Raw genomic sequence first — 23,203 nt, 5'->3', positions numbered from 1 at the left:
AACTTTGCTGCGAATCCTCGTGTCCGTTGAGCGACGTGCCCCACTCATAATGCTTGGGTCGGTGGGCTGATGTGTTGCATCCCTGAGGGCTAAAAGGTTGAAATGAAGGTGGACAGGCGGTGGAGGCCTTCGTCTAGGTCTTTGTCGGAGACGCAGTAGCTTAGGCGGATATGACCTTCGGTGCCGAAGCAGTCGCCCGGGACTAGGGCTACGTTTGCCTCTTCGATGGCTTTGATGCAGAAGTCTTCGCTGGTTAGGCCGAACTTTTTGATGCTCGGGAAAGTGTAGAAGGCTCCTGCGGGCTCTACTACGTCGAGGCCCATGGCGTTTAAGGCTGCGAGTACGCGTTCGCGGCGGGCTCGGTAGACTTTGAGCATGGGGGTTGGGTCGACGGTGAGGGCTCGGGCTGCGGCGTCCATCTCGAAGGAGACGGCACTCGATACTAAGTATTGGTGAGCTTTTGCAATCTCGGCGATGACGGGGGCTGCCGCTGCGAGCCAACCCAAGCGCCAGCCGGTCATGGCCCATGGCTTGGAGAAGCTCTCGATGACGACCGTCTGCTCGCGTAGCTCCGGGTGGCGTTGGGCAAAGCGCTCGTAGCCGTCCACATAGACGAGGCGGTTGTATACGTCGTCGCAGACCACGTAGATGCCCGCCTGCTCCGCTACGCGCGCCACGGCGTCGAGCGATGCCGCGTTGAGAATGCAACCCGTGGGATTGTTGGGCGTGCAGATGACGATGGCCTTGGTCGCCGGGGTCACACAGGCGCGAAGCGCATCCTCGTCAATCTGAAATTGCGCAGGCTCCGTATCCAAAAAGACCGCTTTGGCGTGATTGGCTACGACGATGCTCTCGTACAGGCCAAAGGCCGGCGTGGGGATAATGACCTCGTCGCCGGGGTTGAGCATGGCCATGAATGTTGCCGACAGGGCCTCGGTCGCGCCGTCGGTCAGGATGACCTCGTCGGCCGAAAACGTAAGGCCCGCGTCCCCCATGTAGGCAGACAGTGCCTCGCGCAGGACAGGGCGACCGTTGTTGGGCGGATAGTGTGTGTCGCCGCGGCCCAGTGCGGCGGTCACCTCGGCGCTAATCACATCGGGCGTGGGAAAATCAGGCTCGCCGAGCGCAAGCGCGATGCATCCCGGATGCTGAGCGGCGAGCGCGTTGATTCGGCGGATACCGGAGGGCTTGAGCGTGGCAAGCGAGGTATTCATGGGCAGGCGCATGGCGTTCCTTTCGTAAGGGTTGCACTAGGATAGCGCGGCGAGGCGCCACCAGACGGTGTAACCTAAACGGAAACCGACCGGAAAGGAGGCAGCATGGAGACGACCGCACGCGGCGATGTACCAAAAACACTGCATAACATCGCGTTTGTCAGTATTCCCAAGAGCGCCGATCTTGAGTTTTTGCTCTGGGACCTGCAGGATGCCATCGCCGCCTATGCACAGATTTCCGGCACCGCACTCCCCCATCCAGTCGACTTGGAGGCGGATGATGCCGGCAGCGTTGCCGGTACCGCCGATGGCATTGTGTTCGCCGTTGAAGATGCACCCAATGATGAAGCGATGGCGCCCATTGAGCAGGTGCTCGACCGCTTTGGCGGCGCAGGGACGCGTGCCTACGTTGTTGTCCAGGCCGACATCGGCGGCCTGGAGCGAGCACACGGGCTCGTCGTGCGTCTGCGAGCGGCGTGCGACCTTCGTGGGCTGTCATGGTGCGGCGGCGTTGTCGCCTGTACCGGCAGCGGCTTCGCGGCGCTTCGTCACTCACCGCGCATGGGACTCTTGCGGCGACCGTTTTCGGAAGCGATGGACAAGCTCGTAGGCGCCGTTCGTATGGGCTGTTCGGTTGAGCATGCGCAGCGACTTGGTGGTGGTAATGCCGAGGACGTCGACGCCGACGGCATGGCTTGCGCCGAGCCAGCCGTGCCCGTGCCGATCTGGCGAGGCGTTCTGAAACGCCTCGGCGCCCGCACTCAATCAATAATCTAAATTAATGAGCTGCCCAGTCAACGGCTTCACTCCAACGCTCGACAAGCCGCTCCAAACGCCACGCCGCGTTGGCAGGACTCGTCGACGGCAGCACGATGGCGGGTAGCCCCGTCCGCTCTTGTAGATAGCGTTTGTAGAGCCGTCCGGCCGTGCCGCCGTTGCAAACAACGATCTCGATCGGCGTGGCATCCACAATGCGTTCAATATGTGCCGGCACAACGTTTTTGATGCTAGCGTCACTCGAGCCCTTAATGTCGCAGCTCTCGATCACGTCCCACAGGGCCACACCGCCGTTGAGCAGCATAGCCCGCTTGGCAGCAATCGAGGCGGCGAGCGTCGCGGGCTCGCCGCTCGCCAAAGAGTCTCCCTCGTTGGGCGGCACGGGCGCACCAAGGCACGCGGCCATCACACGCCAAAAGCGGTTCTGCGGATTGCCATAGTAGAAGGCATTGGCACGCGAGAGCACCGAGGGAAACGACCCCAGCACCAAAACGCGCGAGCGCCGGTCGAACACGGGCTCAAACCCATGCTCAATATGCTGATAGCCCTCGTCAGACACAGGCATGGGCTAGGCCCTCAGCAGATAGCGCACCTCATAGGGTGCAAGCTCGAGGGTACCCGTAAGCTCGAGCGTGGGCGCATCGTCGGCAAGCAGGTCGACAAAGGAGCCGTTGAGCTCGCCGGCTCCAAAGGTATAGGGCTCGTTCACGGCATTGACCGCCACGAGCACCGTCGCGCCGTCACAGGCGCGCTCGAACAGCAGCTGCTTGTTCTGGATCACCACGTTGCGATAGGCACCGTAGTTGAGAGCACGGGCCGCCGCGTCGTCGGCCGAGCGAAGGTGCGCGAGCTGCTTGATGAAGGCCGTCAGCTCGTTGGGCGCAGGCTCATCGAGCGCAGGTCGCAGCGCCCAGTCGCCATCGGGGCCACCCTTTTCACCGGCAATTCCCCACTCGCTGCCATAGTAGACGCACGGGATGCCCGGCATGCCAAAGAGCATGCCATAGGCGGGACGCAGGCACGACTTGTCGGTGAGGATGCTCGCCAGGCGCGGCACGTCGTGGTTGTCGACAAACGACAGCAGGTGCTTGCCGCGGTAGATGCACCACGGATCGCCGCCAAACTGGCGATGCAGCGAATGCGCGATCTCGAACATATTGACCGAGTTAAAGCTGGAGTACAGGCCCTTGTAGCACTCGTAGTTGGTGCAGGAGTCGAGCATCTCGTCGTTGACGATCTGGTTGTAGTCACCGTGAAGCGTCTCGCCGATCAGCACAAAGTCGGGCTTGAGCTCACGGGTAAAGGCGTGCAGGCGACGCATAAAGTCGCGGTCGAGCATATAGGCAACGTCCAGGCGCAGACCGTCGACGCCAAAGACCTCGGCCCAGCGGCGCACGGACTTGAGCAGGTAATCGACCACGGCGGGGTTTTGCAGGTTGAGCTTCACGAGCTCAAAATGGCCTTCCCAGCCCTCGTACCAAAAGCCGTCGCCATAGCAGGAATCGCCGTCAAAGCTGATGTGGAACCAATCCTTGTACGGCGAGTCCCACTTACGCTCCTGCACATCGCGGAAGGCCCAAAAGCCACGGCCCACATGGTTAAAGACCGCATCGAGCACCACGCGGATGCCATGGGCGTGCAGCGTCTCGCATACGGCGGCAAAATCGGCATCCCCGCCCAGGCGGCGGTCGATATGGCGCAGGCTGCGCGTATCGTAGCCGTGGCTATCAGACTCGAGCGGCGGGTTAATCAGCACAGCGCCAATACCGAGTTTTTGCAGGTAGTCGGCCCATTGGGCGATCTTCATGATGGGCGCATCGGGGTTGGGCGCAGCGTTGGCAGCCTGGGCGAGCTCATCCTCGGCAACGGGCGCGGCGTTTTCGCGCGGAGCTCCGCAAAAGCCCAGCGGATAGATCTGATAGAACGTCGTCTCGTATGCCCACATAGCAACCTCCCGGCAATCTTTCACGCAACGCCATCCATTGTATGCCCGCCGCGCATCCCCTCCCCCAAAATAAGTTGCGGTGAAATAGGGACTGTTGAGACCAATAAACCGGGCAAACAGTCTCTATTCCACCGCAACTGATGAGAGAACGTGATTAGGCGACGGGCTTTGCGCGGCGTATGACCGGGAACAGCACCGTAATGGCGAGGATGACGCCCACGACGGTAATCGCCCCGCCCGCAAAGCCAATCCAAGCGATACCGGGACCCGAAACCACGGCGCCGCCGATTGCGGTGCCCGTGCCGATACCGAGGTTAAACAGGCCCGAGAAGATCGACATGGCGACGGCCGACGAATCCGCCGGCGTGTACTTGATGAGCTCGGCCTGGAACGCCACGTTAAAGGCTGTGGAGCAGCAGCCCCATAGCGCACAGACGGCAAGCACTGCTACGAGCGACGATGCGACCGGACCCATGAGCAGCAGAGCCACCGGCACGCCGGAGAGCGTGATAGCCAAGAACGGGAAGCGATGCCCATCGAACAGGCGGCCAAACAGCCAGCTTCCGAGCAGACCGGAGCAGCCAAACGCCGTCAGCGTCATGGTAATAGCGCTTGCGTCGACGTGCGCGACCTGCGCCAGGAACGGCTCGATATAGCTGTAACCCGCATAATAGCCGGTTGCCATGAACACCGTGACCGCATAAAGCGCGATGAGGAATGGATTCTTGAGCAGCTCGGGCAGCTGCTTAACGGTAAAGCGCTCGCCCACCGGCATGGCCGGGAACACCGCGGCCTGGTACACCACCGCGGCGGCAGAGAAGGCACCGACCACGGCAAACGTCATGCGCCAGCCCACAGCTAGTCCGATGGCGCGGCCGATCGGCAGGCCAAAGATCTGCGCGATGGACGAGCCCGTGGCGATTATGCTGATGGCGAGCGCCCCGTGGCGACTGTCGACCAGGCGCGAGGCCATGATTGAAGCGACTGACCAGAACACGGCATGCGCGCAGGCGACCACCAGACGCGCGCAAACCAAAATAGGATAGGTGGGCGCCACAGCGGACAGGAACTGGCCGAGCGAAAACACGGCCAAAACGCCCAACAGCATCCGCTTGAACTCAAAGCGCGAGGCAAACACCATGAGTGGCAGCGACAGCAGCATGACACCCCAGGCGTAGACCGAAATCATGATGCCTGCCTGGGCCTCGGTGAGCGAGAACGATGCGGCGATATCAGTCAGAAGGCCAATGGGCATGAACTCTGATGTGTTGAACACGAACGAACAGCAGGCGAGCCCGATAAGCGGGAACCACTGCTTGAGCGAGATGCCATCTTGTCTTGCCTGAGTCATGTAGGAAACCTCTCCGATTGTCTTGGGCGGTGGGCGATTATATAGCAACGGCCCCGCATCCGTCAGTACAGATGCAGGGCCGCAATCAACTCAATACACAGAGGTTGCGCCGTCAATAAATAGCTAAGCCAACCCCAGCAATATGCCCGCCGAATGCACGACAAACGCCACGATCCAGGCGACCGTCACCTGAAACGCGAATACAGCCACGGCATAGCGCGCGCCCAACTCGCTCTTGACGGCGCCGATGGACGCCACGCAAGGCGGGTACAGCAGCGTAAAGACCAAGAACACGTAGGCGGTAAACGGCGAAAACATGGTCGACAGCGCCGCGGGCGACGTTGCGCCCAAAAGCACCGTGAGCGTCGAGATGACGCTCTCCTTGGCGATAAGGCCGGTGACGAGCGCCGTCGAGGCGCGCCAGTCGCCAAAGCCGAGCGGCGCCAGCACCGGCGCGATGATGCTGCCGAGGCCCGCAAGCAGGCTTTGCGACTGGTCGGCGACCACATTAAAGCGGATATCGAACGTCTGAAGGAACCAGATGACCACCGTAGCGGCAAAGATAATGGTAAAGGCCTTGGTAATAAAGTCCTTGGCCTTATCCCATGCCAGCATCACCGTCGTCTTGATGCTCGGCAGGCGGTAGTTGGGAAGCTCCATGATAAACGGCACCGGGTCGCCCTTAAATGCCGTGCGGTTGAGTACCAAAGCCGCGATGCAACCGACCGCAATGCCAATCAGATAGAGCGAGACCATGGCGGGAACCGTCGCCTGCGGGAAAAACGCCCCGCACAGCAGACCGTAGACCGGCAACTTGGCCGAGCAGCTCATGAACGGCGTGAGCATGACCGTCATCTTGCGGTCGTGCTCGGATGGGAGCGTACGGGTCGACATGATAGCCGGCACGGTGCAGCCAAAACCAACGAGCATGGGCACGAAGCTGCGGCCCGACAGACCAAAGCGGCGCAGCACCTTATCCATGACAAAGGCCACACGCGCCATGTAGCCGGAGTCTTCCAGAATGGAGAGGAACAAGAAGAGCACGACGATGATCGGCAGGAAGGTCAGCACGCTACCCACGCCCGTGAGCACGCCGTCGACCGCGAGTGAACGCACCACGTCGTTGGTGCCAAACGCCTTGAGGCCCGCGTCGGCCGAAGCAATGATGGCAGCAATGCCGTCCTCCATGAGGCCCTGCAACGCCGCGCCGATCACGCCGAACGTCAGCCAAAAGACGAGGCCCATGATCACCAGGAACGCCGGAATGGCCGTGTAGCGACCCGTCAGGATGCGATCGATCTTGACGGAGCGCACGTGCTCGCGGCTCTCGTGGGGCTTCACCACGCAGCGTCCGCACACGTCGCCGATAAAGGTAAAGCGCATGTCGGCCAACGCGGACAGGCGGTCGGTGCCCGCCTCGCCCTCCATCTGGGTAATGATGTGCTCGATGGCGTCGAGTTCGTTGCGGTCCAGGTGAAGCGCCTTTGTCACCAGCTCGTCGCCCTCGACCAGCTTGGTCGCTGCAAAACGCACCGGGATATGCGCCGTCGCGGCGTGGTCCTCGATAAGGTTGGCAATGCCGTGGATGCAGCGATGCAGTGCACCGCCGTCCGGACCGTCGGGCGCGCAAAAGTCCAGGCGGCCGGGACGCTCGCGGAACCGCGCCACGTGCAGAGCGTGCTCCACCAGCTCGCCGATGCCCTCGTTGCGGGCAGCGCTAATGGGGACAACGGGCACGCCCAGCAGGCTCTCGAGCAGGTTGACATCGATGGCGCCGCCGTTGGCCGTCACCTCGTCCATCATGTTGAGCGCAATGACCATGGGACGGTCGAGCTCCATGAGTTGCAGCGTCAAATACAGGTTGCGCTCGATGTTGGTGGCGTCGATGATGTCGATGATGGCATCGGGATGCTCGTCGAGGATGAATTGGCGGCTGACGATCTCCTCGCCTGTGTACGGCGACAGCGAATAGATGCCGGGCAGATCGGTGACGCTCGCCTCGGGGTGATTGCGGATGGTTCCGTCTTTGCGGTCGACCGTCACGCCGGGAAAGTTACCGACGTGCTGGTTGGAACCCGTCAGCTGGTTGAACAGCGTGGTCTTACCGCAGTTTTGGTTGCCGGCGAGGGCAAAATGCAGCGGCGAGCCCTCGGGCACGGCCGTCTTTGCCGCGCGGGGCGAATACGTTCCCTCGCCGAGTGCCGGGTGCTCCGTCGTGCCGATTGCGGCGTTCACACGCGGACCCGTATCGGTGTCATGAATGCCCACGAGCTCGATGCGAGCGGCATCGTCCTTGCGCAGCGTCAACTCGTAGCCGCGCAGGCGAATCTCGAGCGGGTCGCCCATGGGGGCGTACTTCATCATGGTGACTTCGGTGCCCGGCGTTAGACCCATGTCCAAAATATGCTGTCGGAGCGCCTGATCGTCGGATGTCACCGATGCGACAACGGCGTCCTTTCCAATCTCGAGTGTATCGAGCTTCACGCGCTCATCCTTTCGTTAGACGCGGTTAACCGTTTACCGGGGCTAACCAACTCGTAACGACAAATGATAGCGCTCTGAACTATTTTATAAAGTCAAATACCGATGTTTACCTGCGCAAACTTTATGCGGTGCGCCCCGAAAGCTCTTTGCGCATACCGCTCAGCGAGATCGAAACGGAACCCGACCGCGCGGTAGCAGTGAGTCGATCACCCTCGACTGACCCCGTGCATGCAAAGGGCGCCTTGCCCATCAAGACATGGGAGATAGTACCCGAGAGTTCAAAGAAATCGCCTTCAGCGCGGGCGCTCGAGAGAGCGATATTGAGACCCCTGACGTTTAGTACTGCCCTGAGCACGCCGTTCACCCCATGTGAAAACGTCACCTCGCCGCGTTTACTCCCCACCGGCGTCTGGGCCGAAACCACATACGTACCCTCAAGCATGGCTCCTCCTCTAAGCAGACTTTTTGAAACGGGCAAGTAGTCTACTTTTACATATGGCGCTCCAGGAAGCGGAAGGCTAGGCGAATCCAAGGACGGACCGCCACCTGCTTGTCCTCGTTGTCGACTGCGGTGTTGGCGTTGCCGAGCGAAAGGCCGTGGCCGCCCTGGTCAAAGACGTGCGTCTCACAAGCGACGCCCTCCTCGACCATGCGTTGGGCAAACGGATAGACCTGCGCGATCGGCGCCGTCTTGTCGTCGGACACGCCCCACACAAAGGTCGGCGGCATCTGACGCGAAACATGCGTGGTGGGGCAGATATCGGCCAGGTGCTCGTCGGTGGCCTCGCCGCCCGTCACCATCGACAGATAGTCGTTGAGTAAATCGCGCCCCGTCTTGCCACCCGTCTTGGGCACGCGCAGGTCGATGCGCGGGTCGCGCGTCTGCATATCACGCACATAGGCAAAGTCGAGCAGCGGATAGCCCAGCACCACGGCATCGGGGCGAATGTCGTCCGGACGCGCCCCGGCAAGTGCCGCGAAGGGGCCGGTCTTCCACTGCGTTGCCAGCGAGGCACAGATCATGCCGCCCGCCGAGAATCCCACGACGCACACGCGCTTAGGATCGACATGCCACTCGTCGGCGTTGGCGCGCACCGTGGCGACCATCTTGGCAAGATCTGCCTGGGGGCGCGGAAAGCTCACGTCACCCGTAGAACTCGTGACATAGTTGAGCACAAAGGCCTGGTAGCCGCGGTCCAAAAATGCAAACGCCACCGGGTCCTGCTCGTGCGGAGCGATATGCGTAAACCCGCCTCCGCCGCAGATGATCACCGCGGGGCGGCGGCCATTGGGCTTGTCGGGCAGCGGCTCGGCACCCAGATACGTAAAGGTCGCCGGATAATCCTCGGTCGGCTCCTCGCCCCACAGCGCATAGTTCTCGACAATCATATGTGCTCCCTTCGCGCAAATTATGCGCCCTTGTTTTTGCCTTCAAGCGTACCCCACTTGAACCCGTGGCGCAGAAACACACCAGCAATAAGTTTCCCTTCAACTGATATATCACATAATCCCAGCTCAGAGGTATCGCTGAGCAGCGTAAAATAGGGGGCGTTGACCAAGCCGCGAAACACATATGAAACGTTTCCGGCAAACCAAACGCGCGATATGCGCCTATTTAAGTTGGAGGCAACTATGGGTCTGCTCGATTCGCTTAAGTCCACCTTCACCTCGACCGGCGAGGCGTCTGTTCCGCCCGCAGCAAGCTTCGCCACCCGCGAAGGCGTCATCTATGCCCCCGTCAACGGCGTGCTCGTCAACCTGGACGAAGTTCCCGACGAGACGATCGCCTCGGGCATGCTTGGCCAGGGCTATGGCATCGAGCCCATTACCGGCACCATCTATGCGCCCGCCAACGGCCGCATCGGCGCCACCACTGTCACCAACCACTCCATTGGCATGATCACCGAGGACGGTCTTCGCGTGTTCATCCATGTTGGCCTGGGCACCGTGGAAATGAACGGCAAGGGTTTTGCCCGCTTTGTCGAGATGGGCGATGTGGTCAAGGCAGGCCAGCCGCTCATCAGCTTCGACCGCGAGGCCATTAAGGCCGCTGGTCACGAGGACATCGTGACCGTCATCGTCTCCGAGCTCGATCGTCTTAAGAGCATCGACCATGTCGGCGAGTCTGGAACGCTTATCGGCGGCAACCCGCTCGTCAAGCTTGGCGACCCGCTGCTGGTAGCCAAGACCAAGTAGCCAGGCCCCGCGCCACACAGCCAAAAGGCACCTCGTCAAGCGCCCGCGACCATCTGGCCGCGGGCGCTTTTCGTTTGAAAAACCATCCCGCCAATGCCTTATCTGTATAGCCCAAATGAGCCGAGCTGCTAGAATATCGAACTGTATGGATAGCTATCATTCAACCGTTATGGGAGGATACGTGAACCGCACCAAAATCGCGCAGCTCTATGCCGATGCCGAGTCGCTCGGTGGCCAGACCGTCACCGTTGCCGGCTGGGTCAAGTCCGTCCGCGACATGAAGAACTTTGGCTTCGTTACGCTCAACGACGGCAGCTGCTTCCGCGACCTGCAGGTCGTCATGAACCGCGAGGCGCTCGACAACTACGACGAGATTGCCCATCAAAACGTCTCGGCCGCACTCATTTGCACCGGCACCGTCAAGCTGACCCCCGATGCGCCCCAGCCCTTCGAGCTTTCTGCTACCTCCATCGAGGTCGAGGGCGTCAGCGCTCCGGATTACCCGCTGCAGAAGAAGCGTGCCACCGTCGAGTTCCTGCGCACTCAGCAGCACCTGCGCCCGCGCACCAACCTGTTCCGCGCCGTGTTCCGTATCCGCTCTGTCGCGGCTGCCGCCATCCACCGCTTCTTCCAGGAGCAGGGCTTTGTCTACGTCAACACCCCCATCATCACCACGAGTGACTGCGAGGGCGCCGGCGAGATGTTCCGCGTGACCACGCTCGACCCCAAAAACCCGCCCCTCACCGAGTCCGGCGAGGTCGACTGGAGTCAGGACTTCTTTGGCAAGCATGCGAGCCTCACCGTTTCCGGCCAGCTCAATGCCGAGAACTTTGCCATGGCCTTTGGCGACGTGTACACCTTTGGCCCCACCTTCCGCGCCGAAAACTCCAACACCACGCGCCACGCCGCCGAGTTTTGGATGATTGAGCCCGAGATGGCATTTGCCGACCTCAACGACTACATGGATAACGCCGAGGCCATGCTCAAGTACGTTCTTAAGGACGTTATGGCCACCTGCCCCGACGAGCTCAACATGCTCAACAAGTTTGTGGACAAGGGTCTGCTCGAGCGCCTGGACCATGTCGCCAACTCCGACTTTGCCCGCGTCACCTATACCGAGGCCGTCGAGATCCTGGAGCAGGCCGTCGCCGCCGGTCACAAGTTTGACTATCCCGTGAGCTGGGGCATCGACCTACAAACCGAGCATGAGCGTTTCCTGACCGAAGAGCACTTTAAGCGCCCGACCTTCGTAACCGACTACCCGGCCGAGATCAAGGCCTTCTACATGCGCATGAACGAGGACGGCAAGACCGTCGCCGCCGCCGACTGCCTGGTTCCCGGTATCGGCGAGATTATCGGCGGCTCCCAGCGCGAGGAGCGCCTGGATCTGCTCGAGGCCCGCATCAAGGACCTGGGCATGAATCCCGAGCAGTACAAGTACTACCTTGACCTGCGCCGCTACGGTTCCTGCAAGCACGCCGGCTACGGTCTGGGCTTCGAGCGCTTGGTCATGTATCTGACCGGCGTGGGCAACATCCGCGACGTCCTGCCGCACCCGCGCACCGTGGGCAACGCCGACTTCTAATCGTCGGACGCTAGCTCGCGTCGCCACACGCCAACGCTCATCGCATAAGCGTCTCTCGACATCGGTCGAGAGACGCTTTTTTCAACAGCATCCGTCAAGCTTTTGGCAAGTTTTTGGTCAGTTGAGCAGGGCTGTTGAAAACTCGACCCGCCGTTTGCCGACGACTACCGACCGCCCAGAGCGCCCTGTGCCCCTGGGAAAGCCCCACGTCCTAGGCTCCATACCGTCGCCACCCAAAACGGAAAGGACGTGGGCACCATGACCGAAGCCGCTGTTGAAACCTACGACACCACGACGAGGGGCGCCGCCTCGATGGCAGCCTATCGCGCCGTTCGCATCCTGCAACTATTAAGCGAAAACACCGGCGAGGACAAGGCCATGCTTTCCGATGAGTTGATCCGGCGCCTCGCCCATCCCGACGACCCCGCCCGCATGCCCATCTCGGCGGCGCGGCGCAGCATCTACACCGCCATCTCCGCGCTTCGCCATGCCGGATACGAAATTGAGTACAAACGCGGCGTGGGCTACAAACTTCTTACCCGCCCGCTTGCTGACGAAGAGATCATACGGCTCCACGGCATGGTCATGCGCAACCGGTCGACGCCCATAGCCATTCGAAAGAGCATGGCGCAGCACCTGGTCGCCATGGCGAGCGCCGATGTTCGCGACTATCTCGATATGCCCGAACCGGCACCGGCCGCCAACGACGCACCCGTCAAGACAACGCGTCCGCACGCCAAGCGTATCGACACGTGCGAGCTCATCGAACAGGCCATCGACCATGGAACAACCGTCAGCTTTGATATCACAAACGTCCTGACCCGAGGCGAAATCGAGGTGGTGCGGATGACGGTCCGGCCCTTTGCCATCAGGCAGCGCGACGGCGTCTCGTATCTGCTGGGAACGGTCTACGACACCCGAGGCGCCGACGACACCCTGCGCACCGTTGAGGTCAGCCGCATGAGAAACGTCAGCACGCGTTTGCTCGACGGCAAGAAACTCTTTGCCGCGCTAGACGAAGAAGACAGCACCGCACCCGCAGCGTAAGCCCCGTTACCGTCCGTCGTTCCTCAGCACCGCCCATCCGGTTCAGTATTAAAAAACGCGCCAGGATGTTGTAAAAATGGGCATCGGCGTTACTATAGTCCCACTTGCACTTTTTCCTAGTGCAGTGTTTCCAGCCATTTTTATACTGGGGGTAATGATATGAAGGACATCACCATCAGCCGCAGGAGCCTTCTTGTCTCCGCTGGCCTGCTCGCGCTCGCTCCGCTCGCCGGATGCGGCGGCAACTCTGGTTCCGGCTCCGCTGCCGCCGGTTCCGACTACACCATCGGCGTTCTGCAGCTCACCGAGCACTCCGCGCTCGATGCCGCCAACGACGGCTTCGTCAAGGCCATCAAGAAGAGCGGTCTCAAGGTCAAGATCGACCAGAAGAACGCCCAGAACGACCAGTCCACGTGTAAGTCCATTGCCGACAAGTTCGTAGGCGACGGCGTCAACCTGATCTATGCCATCGCTACGCCTGCCGCGCAGGCTGCCGCCGGCGCCACCGCCGATATCCCCATCGTTGGCTGCGCCATCACCGACTACGCCGCTTCCGGCCTGGTCCAGGACAACGACAAGCCCGGCACCAACGTCACGGGCGCTTCCGACCTCACCCCGGTCGCCGAGCAGCTCGAGATGATGCAGAAGGTCCTGCCCGACGTTAAGAAGGTCGGCCTGCTCTACTGCACCGCCGAGTCCAACTCCGACGTCCAGATCAAGGCCGCCAAGAAGGAGCTCGACAAACTGGGCCTCGAGTACACCGACTTCACCGTCTCGAGCTCCAACGAGATCCAGTCCGTCGTCGAGTCCGCCGTGGGCAAGGTCGACGCGCTGTACTCCCCCACCGACAACACCATCGCCGCGGGTGCTTCGCAGGTCGGCCAGATCTGCAAGGAGAACAAGCTCCCCTTCGTTACCGGCGAGGAGGGCATGTGCAAGGCCGGCGGCCTGTTCACCCTCTCCATCAACTATGAGGACCTGGGCTACGCCGCAGGCGAGATGGCCGTTAAGATTCTGAAGGGCGAGGCTAAGCCCGAGGATATGCCGATCAAGCACCTCTCGAGCAAGGACCTGGTCGTCGTCAAGAACGACGAGATGGCCGAGGCTCTGGGCATCGACCTTTCCGCTCTGGACGCGTAGCGTCATGCGTGGCAATGCATCTAGAGCCCGCGCTCGTGCCATAGCCGCGTTATTCAATATCTGAGCCACAGGGGCGAACGCTAAAGACCGGCGTCCGCCCTGCTTGTTTCGGATGAGACAAAACATCCGTCCGCAACTCTTTTATGCAGCGTTACCGCTATTATGGAAAATCACGTGTCCACCCTATCCTAGGAGGTATGAAGCATGCTCATTGCATTGCAGGGCGCCGTTTCGCAGGGCGTCCTCTGGGGCATTATGGTGCTTGGCGTGTTTATCACGTTCCGCCTGCTCGACATCCCCGATATGACCTGCGACGGCAGCTTTGCCCTCGGCGGCTGTGTTTGCGCCGTGCTCATCGTCAACAACAACGTCGACCCCTTGCTCGCCGTGCTGGCCGGCATGTGCGCCGGTGCCATCGCCGGCGCTGTCACGGGCATCTTGACCACCGTCTTTGAGATTCCCGCGATCCTCGCCGGAATCCTTACGCAGATCAGTCTGTGGTCCATCAACCTGCGCATCATGGGCAAATCCAACACGCCCATCCTTGCCAAGGGCACCATCTTCTCGTCTGTCAGCCACATGACGGGCCTGCCGCAGTCCACCGTTGCCATCATCCTGGGCATTGTGCTGGCCGTGGCCATCGTCGCCATCCTGTACTGGTTCTTTGGCACCGAGATCGGCTCGGCGCTGCGTGCCACCGGCAACAACGAGTACATGATCCGCGCCCTGGGCGTCAACACCAACTCCACCAAGATGATCGCCCTCGTGCTCTCCAACGCCCTTATCGGCCTTTCGGGTGCGCTCATCTGCCAGAGCCAGAAGTACGCTGACATTGGCATGGGCACAGGCGCCATCGTTATCGGTCTTGCCGCCATTGTTATCGGCGAGGTGCTCGGCCGCCTGCTGCCCGGCGGTCTGACGCAGTTTAGCGTCCGTCTTGCCTCTGCCGTCTTTGGCTCCGTGGTGTACTTCCTCATTCGCGCCATCGTGCTGCAGCTGGGCATGGATGCCAACGACATGAAGCTGCTCTCCGCCGTGATCGTTGCCGTGGCCCTGTGCGTGCCCGTGGTTTGGGAGCGCTATAAGCTCCGCAGCTCCTACACGAAAGGGGATGAGGCAGATGCTTAAGCTCTCGCACGTCAAAAAGACCTTTAACAAGGGCACCGTCACCGAGAAGCGCGCACTCACCGGCGTTGACCTCACCCTTAACGACGGTGACTTTGTGACCGTGATCGGCGGCAACGGCGCCGGCAAGTCCACGCTGCTCAACATGATTGCCGGCGTGTATCCGCTCGATTCGGGCGTTATCGAGCTCGACGGCACCGACATCTCGCGTCTGAGCGAGTCGCAGCGCGCCAAGTACCTAGGCCGAGTGTTCCAGGACCCCATGCGCGGCACCGCAGCCGACATGCAGATTGCCGAGAATCTAGCCCTCGCCAAGCGTCGCGGTCAGCGTCGAGGTCTTTCGTGGGGCGTCACCAAGGCCGAGAAGGACGAGTACGTTGAGCTGCTCAAGCGCTTGGACCTCGGTCTGGACACACGCCTCAACGCCAAGGTCGGCCTGCTCTCGGGTGGCCAGCGCCAGGCACTCACCCTGCTGATGGCCACGCTCACCAAGCCGCGCCTGCTGCTGCTCGACGAGCACACCGCGGCCCTCGACCCCAAAACGGCATCGAAGGTGCTCAACCTGACCGAGGAGATCGTCGACGAGAACCACCTGACCACGCTCATGGTCACGCACAACATGAACGACGCCATCCGTCTGGGCAACCGTCTGATCATGATGCACGAAGGTCACGTGATTTACGACGTGGCGGGCGATGAGAAGAAGTCACTCACCGTGGCCGACCTGCTGCAGAAGTTCGAGGAGGTCTCGGGCGGCGAGCTCGCCAACGACCGCATGCTGCTGAGCTAAAACCTGCCAAAAAGGGACAGGTTTATTTTGGCAGGTTTTATCTGCGCAAACGTCAAAACCGCCGCAAAGGGACAGGCACCTTTGCGGCGGTTTTCGCATATTATGTCGATAATCCAGCGTCAGCAGGGACCACTGGTCAAGAACTAAGGAAACTGCCTTGAGAAGATCTCTTCCCCGCCGTGCAAACCTTATACCCAACAAGAAGCCCGTCTGAATTTGATCGGACGGGCTTCTTGTTGGGTATCATGGTTGAACGATCATGAGGAGGTTTCCCTACATGGAATTGTTTGAGCCAATTCTTCATTTCTTTGCACAACGATGGGTCCACAACATCATCTGGGCAGGTATCTTGGCTATCGGCACCGCCGTTGCCGCCAAGGTCGCGTCCAAGACCCTGCGCCACCTGCTTAACCGCGACGATAACCCACTCCCTTCATCGAGCATCTTCATCAACATCGCGCGCGCCGTCATATGGACGATCGGCGGCAGTTTTATCCTCGACAACTGCTTTGGCGTTAACGCAAACGCCCTCGTCGCCGCTCTTGGCGTCGGCGGCATCGCCATCTCACTCGGCTTTCAGGACACACTTTCAAACCTCATCGGCGGCATGCAGGTGACGTTTATGGGCATTATCAAACCCGGCGACAATATCGAGGTCGGCGGCGTGTCGGGCGTGGTCCAAGATATCACCTGGCGCCATACGACCATCGAGGACGCCTGCGGGCAGACCATCATCGTCCCCAACTCCAACATCTCCAAGAACACGCTCGTGCATTTGATGCCCTTTGGGCGCGTGGCCGTCCCCGTCGCGGTCAAAGACCCCTCCAAATGGGCGTCGCTCGATGCGTTAGCAGGCGAGCTCGCCAGCGCCACCAAAACGGCTGTCTCGCCCATCTCAGGCTTTGACAAGGAGCCCTATGTGCTCTTTAGCGAGATCGGCGACTTTGGCATCAAGGGCAAGATCATCTTTATCGTCAGCGACGACAGCACTACTTTCACGGCAGCCGACGCCTGCATCCGCGCCATCGCCCCCATCATCGCCTAAACCACCACAAAGGGGACAGGCACCTTTGTGGTGGTTTTCATTCGTGGTACCATGATTCATATAGTTGTTTAAACGACTAAGGGAGCAAAACTATGGAAGAGGCCTATCGTCAAGCACGCAAGCGCGGCGAGCAAGGACGTCGACGCGCCATTAGTCAAAGCGAGCATCCGTACCTCACGGACCTCGATAGCTTAGTTGCTCAGCTCCCCTTAGGCCAGCGAGAGAATGTCGGCCTGAGAGACATTCCGCTCGAAATGGTCGTCGGCACGGTTACCAAGGGCCGTCAGTCCGCCTTTTCATGCAACTTTATGCCCTTGCTGCCGTTTGGCACCGAGTTCGCCCGCAAATGGTCCAACCTCTACGACATCCAGGTGACCGAGGGCTATCGCGACCCCATCATCGTCACCGAGTTCATGCATCGGTTCTATGTCCAGGAAGGCAACAAACGTGTCAGTGTCCTCAAATTCCTGGACGCCCCGACGGTTTCGGCCAAGATTACCCGTCTCTACCCCGGCACATGGGATTCCGTCGAAAGCCGCCTGTACGGCGAGTTCTGCGCGTTTTGGCGCGTCTGCCCCCTATACGAGATCGAGTTCTCTCGCGAGGGAAGCTACGAAACGCTCGCCAAGATGCTCGGTCAGAACCTTATCGAAAAATGGCCGCAGAAAAAGGTCGACTACCTGCGCCACACCTTCCTGCTCTTTAAGCGTGCCTACCTTCGCGCGGGCGGCGACCACCTGGACATTACGCCCGCCGACGCCATGCTCGTCTACCTCAATGTGTACAACCAGGACCGCCTGCTGGATACGCCAACGGATATCGTCGTAAACCGCCTGTGCAAGATCTGGCGCGAGCTGGTCATCGCCGGGAAAAGTGACGAGGACAAGGTCGATCTTGTCGAAGCGCCGAGTGTCGATGAGGAGGAGTCGCCCGCCAAGTCCACCTCCGGTGTGCTCAACTTCTTTATGGGCAAGACCGTCTATTCGGCGGCCAATCCCCTGCGCATCGCCTTTATCCATGAGTTCCCCTGTGCGACGTCGAGCTGGGACAGCCTTCACGACCAAGGGCGTCAGTATCTCGATGAGCACTTTGGCGGCATCGTGCGCACCGAGGCGTTCGAGGACTGCCACGATCCGGACGTGTTCTACGCCGCCGTGGAGACCGCCGTCAAGCACGGGGTGAACGTCATCTTCTCGACTTCACACCGCCTGATGGAATATACGCTCAGAGCCGCCGTTGAGTATCCCCAGGTGCGATTCCTCAACTGCTCTATCGGCCTTCCCCACCAAAGCGTCCGTTCGTACTTTGGCAAGATGTACGAGGCCAAGTTTCTCCTGGGCGCCCTTGCGGCCAGCATGGCGGACAACCATCGCATTGGCTACCACGCGTCGGTCTTTGCGTCGGGAGCGCTTAGCGAGATCAACGCCTTTGCCATCGGCGCCTCGCTGCTCGACCCTCGTGCGCAGGTAATCCTCACCTGGGGCGATGTACCCGCCGGCGGTCTTGCCGAAGCCATGTGTCGCGAGGGCGTGAGCGTCATGACCGGCGCCGATATGTCCAAGTCTCTCGAGGACCCCACCGCCTACGGGCTTCACCGTCTGGTAAACGGCAAGGAAGTTACCGGTATTGCTATGCCGGTATGGAACTGGGGCCGTTACTACGAACTCATCGTACGCAGCCTACTGCACGGCACATGGGACGAGACCGCCGATGACCAGCAGGTGCGCGCCGTCAACTACTGGTACGGTATGAGCTCCGGCGTCATCGATATTCGCTACGCTCCGGGCCTACCCTATCAGACGCGTAAACTTGTGCAGCTGCTTCGCAACGGCATTGTCGAGGGCTCCATCAACCCATTTGGCGGCGAGCTCCACAGCCAGGACGGCGTGGTTCAGATTGAGGGCTTCCCTCCCCTGCCGAGTACGCAGATTGTCGAGATGAACTGGCTGGCTGACAACGTTATAGGCTCGATTCCGCAGCTCGATAACGAGCCGGAGGTCCGTGCCCTATGAATATCCTAGCCATTGCCGATGTAGAGGAGCGCTGCCTGTGGGAATGTTTTCGCAAGGAGCGCTTTGAGGACGTTGACCTGATTCTATCCGCAGGCGACCTGGATCCGGACTATCTTGAGTTTTTGGTCACTGTCATCAACAAACCGCTTGTGTACGTTCGTGGCAACCACGACGACCGCTACGCGCGCCATGCACCGGGCGGGTGCATTTGTGTTGAGGACAGCGTATATGTGTACCGAGGTATTCGCATTGCGGGTCTGGGCGGTTCCATGCGCTACCGCGACGGCGCGAACATGTATACCGAGCGCGAGATGGCAAAACGCATGCGCAAGCTATCGCGAAAAATCGCACTGGTAGACGGATGCGATATTCTACTTACCCATGCACCCGTCGCAGGCATGGGCGACCTGGACGACCTGCCGCATCGAGGATTCGAGTGCTTTAATGCGGCTCTTGAGTCTTGGGGTCCCGACTATATGATTCACGGGCATGTGCACCAAAGCTACGGCCCCAACTTTCAACGCGAGCGCCAACACCCATGCGGAACGAAGATTGTCAACGCCTGCGGCTATACCAAGATCGAAATTGACGAGGCGCGCTACCCCACGCGCGGTTGGAAGGCCGCTTGGCTCAACTCGCAAACCATGCGCCGCGAGCTCAAACGCCACGAAGCAATCGAGTCTTCAACCGCCAGAACCCCCTGGTAACTGCCAACAACCACCACGAAGGGGATAGGCACCTTTATGGTGGTTTTGCTGACTCGTCCGACCTGTCCATCACGGTGCTTGTGTAATTAACGAGAACACTCATTGTTTTGTAAGGACGGCGCTCACGTGCCGTCTTTTTTTGTCAACTTATGCAGTCTCGACCGTGTTGTATGTAGAGGGACCTCGCGAGACGCCTTCCCTATATCCACCACGACCAATTGGAGGTGACACTATGCCTGCACGCCGTAACCGCAATAGCACGCTCCGATGCGATGCCGATCAGATCGAGCGGGAAGCAAAGCGCTTGGTCGACACGTATTCCGACCTCATCCTTCGATTGTGCTATTCGGCCCTTGGATCCGCTGACGACGCTCAAGACATCTGCCAAGACACGCTGATCAAGATTCTCCAACGCACTCAACCGTTCGACTCGCTCGAACACGAACGTGCTTGGGTGATCCGAGTCGCACTGAACGCATGTCGCGATATCGGCCGTACGCACGCGAATCACCCGGTTGTCGACCTCGATTCGCTCCCCGATTTCTGCGCACCCGTAACACATACCGAGCAAGAATTCGCGCAACGCGACTGCGCCATTCTTTCCGCTGTCACGGCCCTGCCTCAAGCACAGCGCATCGCCATCTTTTTGCACTACTACGCAGGCATGAGCATCAGGGAAATCGCAGACGCCGTTCACGCGACGCCAGCTGCAACCGCCCAGCACCTTAGCCGCGGACGTGCGTCACTTCGGCTTTCCTTGAAAGGAGACCACAATGACTACGAATTCGAATGACTATCGCCACGCCCTGGAGCACATTTCGTTTACCGATAATGCGAAGCAGCACATGGCAAACTCGATTGCTCAGTCCGTCGCCTCGAGCGATGCGGCGACCGCTCAAAGCAACTTTAATGGCACGCGACGCAAGCCGCGCATCGCCCGCCATCCCGTAAGAACAGTCGCTCGCATTGCCGCTGTAACGGCAGTCCTCGCTATCGTCATTGGAGGCGCTGGCACGGCTATGGCAACAGGCGTCCTGCCGCTTCCTTCTGACATGCTTTCCGACATCTTTGACGGACCTGCTTCTCAAACCGAGATCATCGACCGTATTGGCCGGCCCGTCGGTGCTAGCTGCTCCAACAACGGAGTCACCGTGACCGCCGACGCCATCATGGGCGACAAGGATATGGTTACCATCGCCTATACGCTTACGTTCGACGATCCCGCTGCCCTGAAAAAGCTTTCCGAGCCGGGCGAGAACGGAACTATCGCCGGAAGTGTCGATGGAAACGTATACGTTGATGGCGAGCATGGCGGCCAAGGCCAATCATGGCTCATTGACAAGAACCCCAATGACTCCAGCATTCAATACTTTACACAGTTCAGCGTTGAATCACCCGGCCTTATGGGCAGGACCGTCCGCACGCATATCAACTCTCTCGTTGTGCCACGTGCTGGCAAAGAGCTTCCCGAGTATAAGAAAATACTTACGGGCCCATGGGATCTTAAGTTCCAGCTGAATTACGAAGATACATCCGTTACGATTCCCGCGCCCAAATCGGTCAACTTTAACGGCACCAAGGCGACGATTCAAGAGGCCACCGTATCCTGCGTTGGCGTTTCAGTCCGCTACAACATAGATCGTTCCATCGAACACGACAACAACAGCGGCAAGATGTCTCAAAACATGGAGGAGTCTATGGATGCCGTTGGCAACATACCCCTCATCGTGACGTTCAAAGACGGTCATGTTGAGGACGCAACCAGCCACAGCGGCTATTTCGCAAATAAACTGGATAACGGCACCACTGATGTCCACAAGACCTGGCCGTTCTCGCAAGTTTGTGACACAGACAAGATTGCAAGCGTACAAATTGGCGATACGGTCATTCCCATGAATTCGTAACGCTACGCGGCTCGTATATGCACCCGGTTCCGCGCTTCGCGTCTAAAGATGCGCTGTCATCGAGCAGCGTGAGCGCAAGGCCGCCCGTATGGTCGGCTGGGAACACCTCGTTGCGCTAAAAACCACCACGAAGGGGACCGGCACCTTTGTGGTGGTTTTGCTGACTCGTCCGACCTGTCCCAACGGTTTGTCTCAATCTGTAACAGGTAGGGCCCAAATAATCGGTTAGCTGTTACAGATCGAGACAGACCACGGATGCTCAGCCGAAAATCTCAATCTGTAACAGGTAGGAACGATTTTGCCCCTTAGATGTTACAGATTGAGATATTTGACAGCTTGAATCGGCATCGCCTACAGCGCGGCGACGACCTTGTCGCCCATCGTCGTGGTGCCGAGGATCTTATCTGCCGGGGTGTTGACATCGGCGATGTCACGGGTGCGCCAGCCCTCGTCGAGCACGCGCGCCACGGCGCTCTCGATCCACGCGGCTTGCTCGCCCATGTCGAGCGCGTAGGTCAGCAGCATCGCCACCGACAAGATTTGAGCCAGCGGATTGGCCACGCCGAGCCCCGCGATGTCAGGAGCGCTGCCAGCGCTCGGCCCAAACAGCGATACGCCATCATCCAGCGAGGCAGAGGCAAGCATACCGAGCGATCCGGTAATCTGAGCCGCCTCATCGGACAGGATGTCGCCGAACATGTTCTCCGTCACCACGACGTCAAAGTCTGCCGGTCGACTGATGAGCTGCATGGCGGCGTTGTCGACGAGCAGGTCCTCAAGCTCCACGTCGGAGTACTCCTCGTCTTGCACGCGATGCACGATCTCGCGCCACATGCGGCTCGTCTCCAGCACGTTGCGCTTATCAACGCTCGTCACCTTGCCGCGACGTTTGCGCGCCGCCTCAAATGCCTGGCGCGCAATGCGCTCAATCTCGTACTCGCGATACTCCATCACGTCGACCGCACGCTGACCGGCCGCACCCGCAGCGCCCGCGCAGGTCACGGATGCGGGCGCCAAAGTCCCACGGCATGTTGTAGCCCATCGTATCGGGGATGTTCACGACCGTGGCACCGGCCTTTACGGCCGCCTCGATAATGCGCACCAGAAACTCCTGATCGGAGCGGCCGGCATCCTCGGCATAAAACTCAACATCGTCAACGAACTTGCGAGCATGTTTGACGGCATGGATCGCTCACTCAATTGCCCTTTCCTCAGTCATATGGAGCTTGTCGCGCAGGTGACTGGTGCTCACACCCAGCCCTGTATGGATACGGGGCCTCTGGGCCGTTTTGAGCGCCTCTGCAGCCACTTCGATACCCCTGTCGACAGCGCGCGTCAGGCCGCATACCGTGCATCGGTCGCCCGCAATCTTGCCAATCTCCTGTACGGAGCGAAAGTCACCAGGACTCGAGATGGGAAAGCCCGCCTCGATAACGTCCACGTTCATGCGCACCAGCTGGCGGGCGATGAAGAGCTTTTCCTCGGTATTCATGCTGGCGCCCGGCGACTGCTCACCGTCGCACAGGGTGGCGTCAAAGATTGTGATTTTGTGGCTTATATGTTCCTCCTGATTGACCGTTTTATGACAGATGGCTTTCAGGAGAGAGAGAAGGCCTAGAGATAGAAAAATACCCGTGTCGCTCATCACGCCTGAAAGCGGCAGACGATAGCGCACCCGGGTACAACAAATCGTTATAGCGAGATTACAACCCTAGCGCGCTATCCAATCTAGTAGCGCTAGGCCTAGGAGCTGTTGCGTGTTCTTAAACATGTTGGGCTCCCTTCGGCCTCGGGTAGTACTACATCGCGCTAAAGTACAACACAAGTAAAACCACCACAAGGGTGCCTGTGAACTGCGCCCCGAAACTTGGACTGAATAAA

20 protein-coding genes and 1 pseudogene are annotated in these 23,203 nt (G+C 59.9%); 12 read left to right on the top strand and 9 right to left on the bottom strand.

Annotation, left to right across the window (positions count from 1 at the left end; translation table 11 throughout):
- Positions 1 to 89: 89 nt before the first annotated feature.
- A complete protein-coding gene (locus DW913_RS01725) occupies positions 90 to 1,226 on the bottom strand; it encodes a pyridoxal phosphate-dependent aminotransferase (RefSeq protein ID WP_117797409.1) in 1,137 nt (378 codons plus the stop codon).
- A 93-nt stretch (positions 1,227 to 1,319) separates the two neighbouring features.
- Here DW913_RS01725 and DW913_RS01720 point away from each other — a divergent pair, with 93 nt between their 5' ends.
- The gene (locus DW913_RS01720; protein ID WP_117797408.1) at positions 1,320 to 1,991 is read left to right on the top strand and encodes a hypothetical protein; all 672 of its coding nucleotides are present in this window, start codon (positions 1,320 to 1,322) and stop codon (positions 1,989 to 1,991) included.
- 1 nt (position 1,992) lies between these two features.
- Here DW913_RS01720 and DW913_RS01715 read toward each other — a convergent pair whose 3' ends face one another.
- From DW913_RS01715 to DW913_RS01690, 6 genes are all read right to left on the bottom strand, one after another.
- Complete coding sequence (locus DW913_RS01715) at positions 1,993 to 2,556, bottom strand: DNA-deoxyinosine glycosylase (RefSeq protein WP_117797407.1); 564 nt, start codon at positions 2,554 to 2,556, stop codon at positions 1,993 to 1,995.
- A 3-nt stretch (positions 2,557 to 2,559) separates the two neighbouring features.
- A complete protein-coding gene (locus DW913_RS01710; RefSeq protein WP_117797406.1) occupies positions 2,560 to 3,936 on the bottom strand; it encodes an alpha-amylase family glycosyl hydrolase in 1,377 nt (458 codons plus the stop codon).
- A 154-nt stretch (positions 3,937 to 4,090) separates the two neighbouring features.
- On the bottom strand, positions 4,091 to 5,287 hold the full coding sequence (locus tag DW913_RS01705; protein ID WP_117797405.1) for an MFS transporter: 1,197 nt from the start codon (positions 5,285 to 5,287) through the stop codon (positions 4,091 to 4,093).
- Between the two features lie 123 nt (positions 5,288 to 5,410).
- The gene (feoB, locus tag DW913_RS01700) at positions 5,411 to 7,771 is read right to left on the bottom strand and encodes a ferrous iron transport protein B (protein WP_117797404.1); all 2,361 of its coding nucleotides are present in this window, start codon (positions 7,769 to 7,771) and stop codon (positions 5,411 to 5,413) included.
- A gap of 121 nt (positions 7,772 to 7,892) precedes the next feature.
- Complete coding sequence (locus DW913_RS01695) at positions 7,893 to 8,213, bottom strand: hypothetical protein (protein WP_117797403.1); 321 nt, start codon at positions 8,211 to 8,213, stop codon at positions 7,893 to 7,895.
- 47 nt (positions 8,214 to 8,260) lie between these two features.
- A complete protein-coding gene (locus tag DW913_RS01690) occupies positions 8,261 to 9,160 on the bottom strand; it encodes an alpha/beta hydrolase (protein ID WP_117797402.1) in 900 nt (299 codons plus the stop codon).
- Positions 9,161 to 9,403: 243 nt separating this feature from the next.
- Between DW913_RS01690 and DW913_RS01685 the strand changes: the two genes are divergently transcribed.
- The 11 genes from DW913_RS01685 to DW913_RS01635 all read left to right on the top strand — a co-directional run bounded on the left by DW913_RS01685 (position 9,404) and on the right by DW913_RS01635 (position 21,322).
- Positions 9,404 to 9,967 (top strand): PTS glucose transporter subunit IIA, encoded by a 564-nt coding sequence (locus DW913_RS01685; RefSeq protein WP_022093882.1) that lies wholly within the window; start codon positions 9,404 to 9,406, stop codon positions 9,965 to 9,967.
- Between the two features lie 181 nt (positions 9,968 to 10,148).
- Positions 10,149 to 11,552: an asparagine--tRNA ligase gene (gene asnS / locus DW913_RS01680; protein ID WP_117635367.1), complete on the top strand. Its 1,404-nt coding sequence runs from the start codon at positions 10,149 to 10,151 to the stop codon at positions 11,550 to 11,552.
- A 258-nt stretch (positions 11,553 to 11,810) separates the two neighbouring features.
- A complete protein-coding gene (locus DW913_RS01675) occupies positions 11,811 to 12,599 on the top strand; it encodes a WYL domain-containing protein (protein WP_117797401.1) in 789 nt (262 codons plus the stop codon).
- A gap of 159 nt (positions 12,600 to 12,758) precedes the next feature.
- Positions 12,759 to 13,739 carry an ABC transporter substrate-binding protein gene (locus DW913_RS01670; RefSeq protein ID WP_117797400.1) on the top strand — a complete coding sequence of 327 codons (981 nt, stop codon included), beginning with the start codon at positions 12,759 to 12,761 and terminating at the stop codon, positions 13,737 to 13,739.
- Positions 13,740 to 13,943: 204 nt separating this feature from the next.
- On the top strand, positions 13,944 to 14,867 hold the full coding sequence (locus tag DW913_RS01665) for an ABC transporter permease (protein ID WP_022093886.1): 924 nt from the start codon (positions 13,944 to 13,946) through the stop codon (positions 14,865 to 14,867).
- Complete coding sequence (locus DW913_RS01660; protein WP_022093887.1) at positions 14,860 to 15,654, top strand: ABC transporter ATP-binding protein; 795 nt, start codon at positions 14,860 to 14,862, stop codon at positions 15,652 to 15,654. The genes DW913_RS01665 and DW913_RS01660 overlap by 8 nt, the downstream gene beginning before the upstream one ends.
- A 277-nt stretch (positions 15,655 to 15,931) precedes the next feature.
- Positions 15,932 to 16,699 (top strand): mechanosensitive ion channel family protein, encoded by a 768-nt coding sequence (locus DW913_RS01655; RefSeq protein WP_117797398.1) that lies wholly within the window; start codon positions 15,932 to 15,934, stop codon positions 16,697 to 16,699.
- Positions 16,700 to 16,791: 92 nt separating this feature from the next.
- The gene (locus tag DW913_RS01650) at positions 16,792 to 18,711 is read left to right on the top strand and encodes a BMP family ABC transporter substrate-binding protein (RefSeq protein WP_117797396.1); all 1,920 of its coding nucleotides are present in this window, start codon (positions 16,792 to 16,794) and stop codon (positions 18,709 to 18,711) included.
- Positions 18,708 to 19,418, top strand: a complete 711-nt coding sequence (locus DW913_RS01645) for a metallophosphoesterase (RefSeq protein ID WP_117639531.1) — start codon at positions 18,708 to 18,710, stop codon at positions 19,416 to 19,418. The genes DW913_RS01650 and DW913_RS01645 overlap by 4 nt, the downstream gene beginning before the upstream one ends.
- A gap of 232 nt (positions 19,419 to 19,650) precedes the next feature.
- The gene (locus DW913_RS01640; protein WP_117583099.1) at positions 19,651 to 20,211 is read left to right on the top strand and encodes an RNA polymerase sigma factor; all 561 of its coding nucleotides are present in this window, start codon (positions 19,651 to 19,653) and stop codon (positions 20,209 to 20,211) included.
- Complete coding sequence (locus tag DW913_RS01635) at positions 20,192 to 21,322, top strand: DUF4179 domain-containing protein (protein WP_117758648.1); 1,131 nt, start codon at positions 20,192 to 20,194, stop codon at positions 21,320 to 21,322. The genes DW913_RS01640 and DW913_RS01635 overlap by 20 nt, the downstream gene beginning before the upstream one ends.
- A 351-nt stretch (positions 21,323 to 21,673) precedes the next feature.
- On the opposite strand, the gene DW913_RS01630 is transcribed toward DW913_RS01635, so the two are convergent.
- Both DW913_RS01630 and DW913_RS01625 read right to left on the bottom strand, forming a co-directional pair.
- Positions 21,674 to 22,324 (bottom strand): isocitrate/isopropylmalate family dehydrogenase, encoded by a 651-nt coding sequence (locus tag DW913_RS01630; protein WP_233502585.1) that lies wholly within the window; start codon positions 22,322 to 22,324, stop codon positions 21,674 to 21,676.
- Positions 22,248 to 22,814: pseudogene (locus DW913_RS01625) on the bottom strand (hypothetical protein). Before DW913_RS01625 ends, DW913_RS01630 begins: the two are co-directional and overlap by 77 nt.
- Positions 22,815 to 23,203 lie beyond the last annotated feature (389 nt).

Origin of the sequence: Collinsella sp. AM42-18AC, assembly GCF_003467965.1 — a bacterium.
In the GTDB taxonomy this organism is placed as follows: domain Bacteria; phylum Actinomycetota; class Coriobacteriia; order Coriobacteriales; family Coriobacteriaceae; genus Collinsella.
Note: the sequence above shows the minus strand (reverse complement) of the source record. Positions and strands in the feature narration are given on the sequence as shown.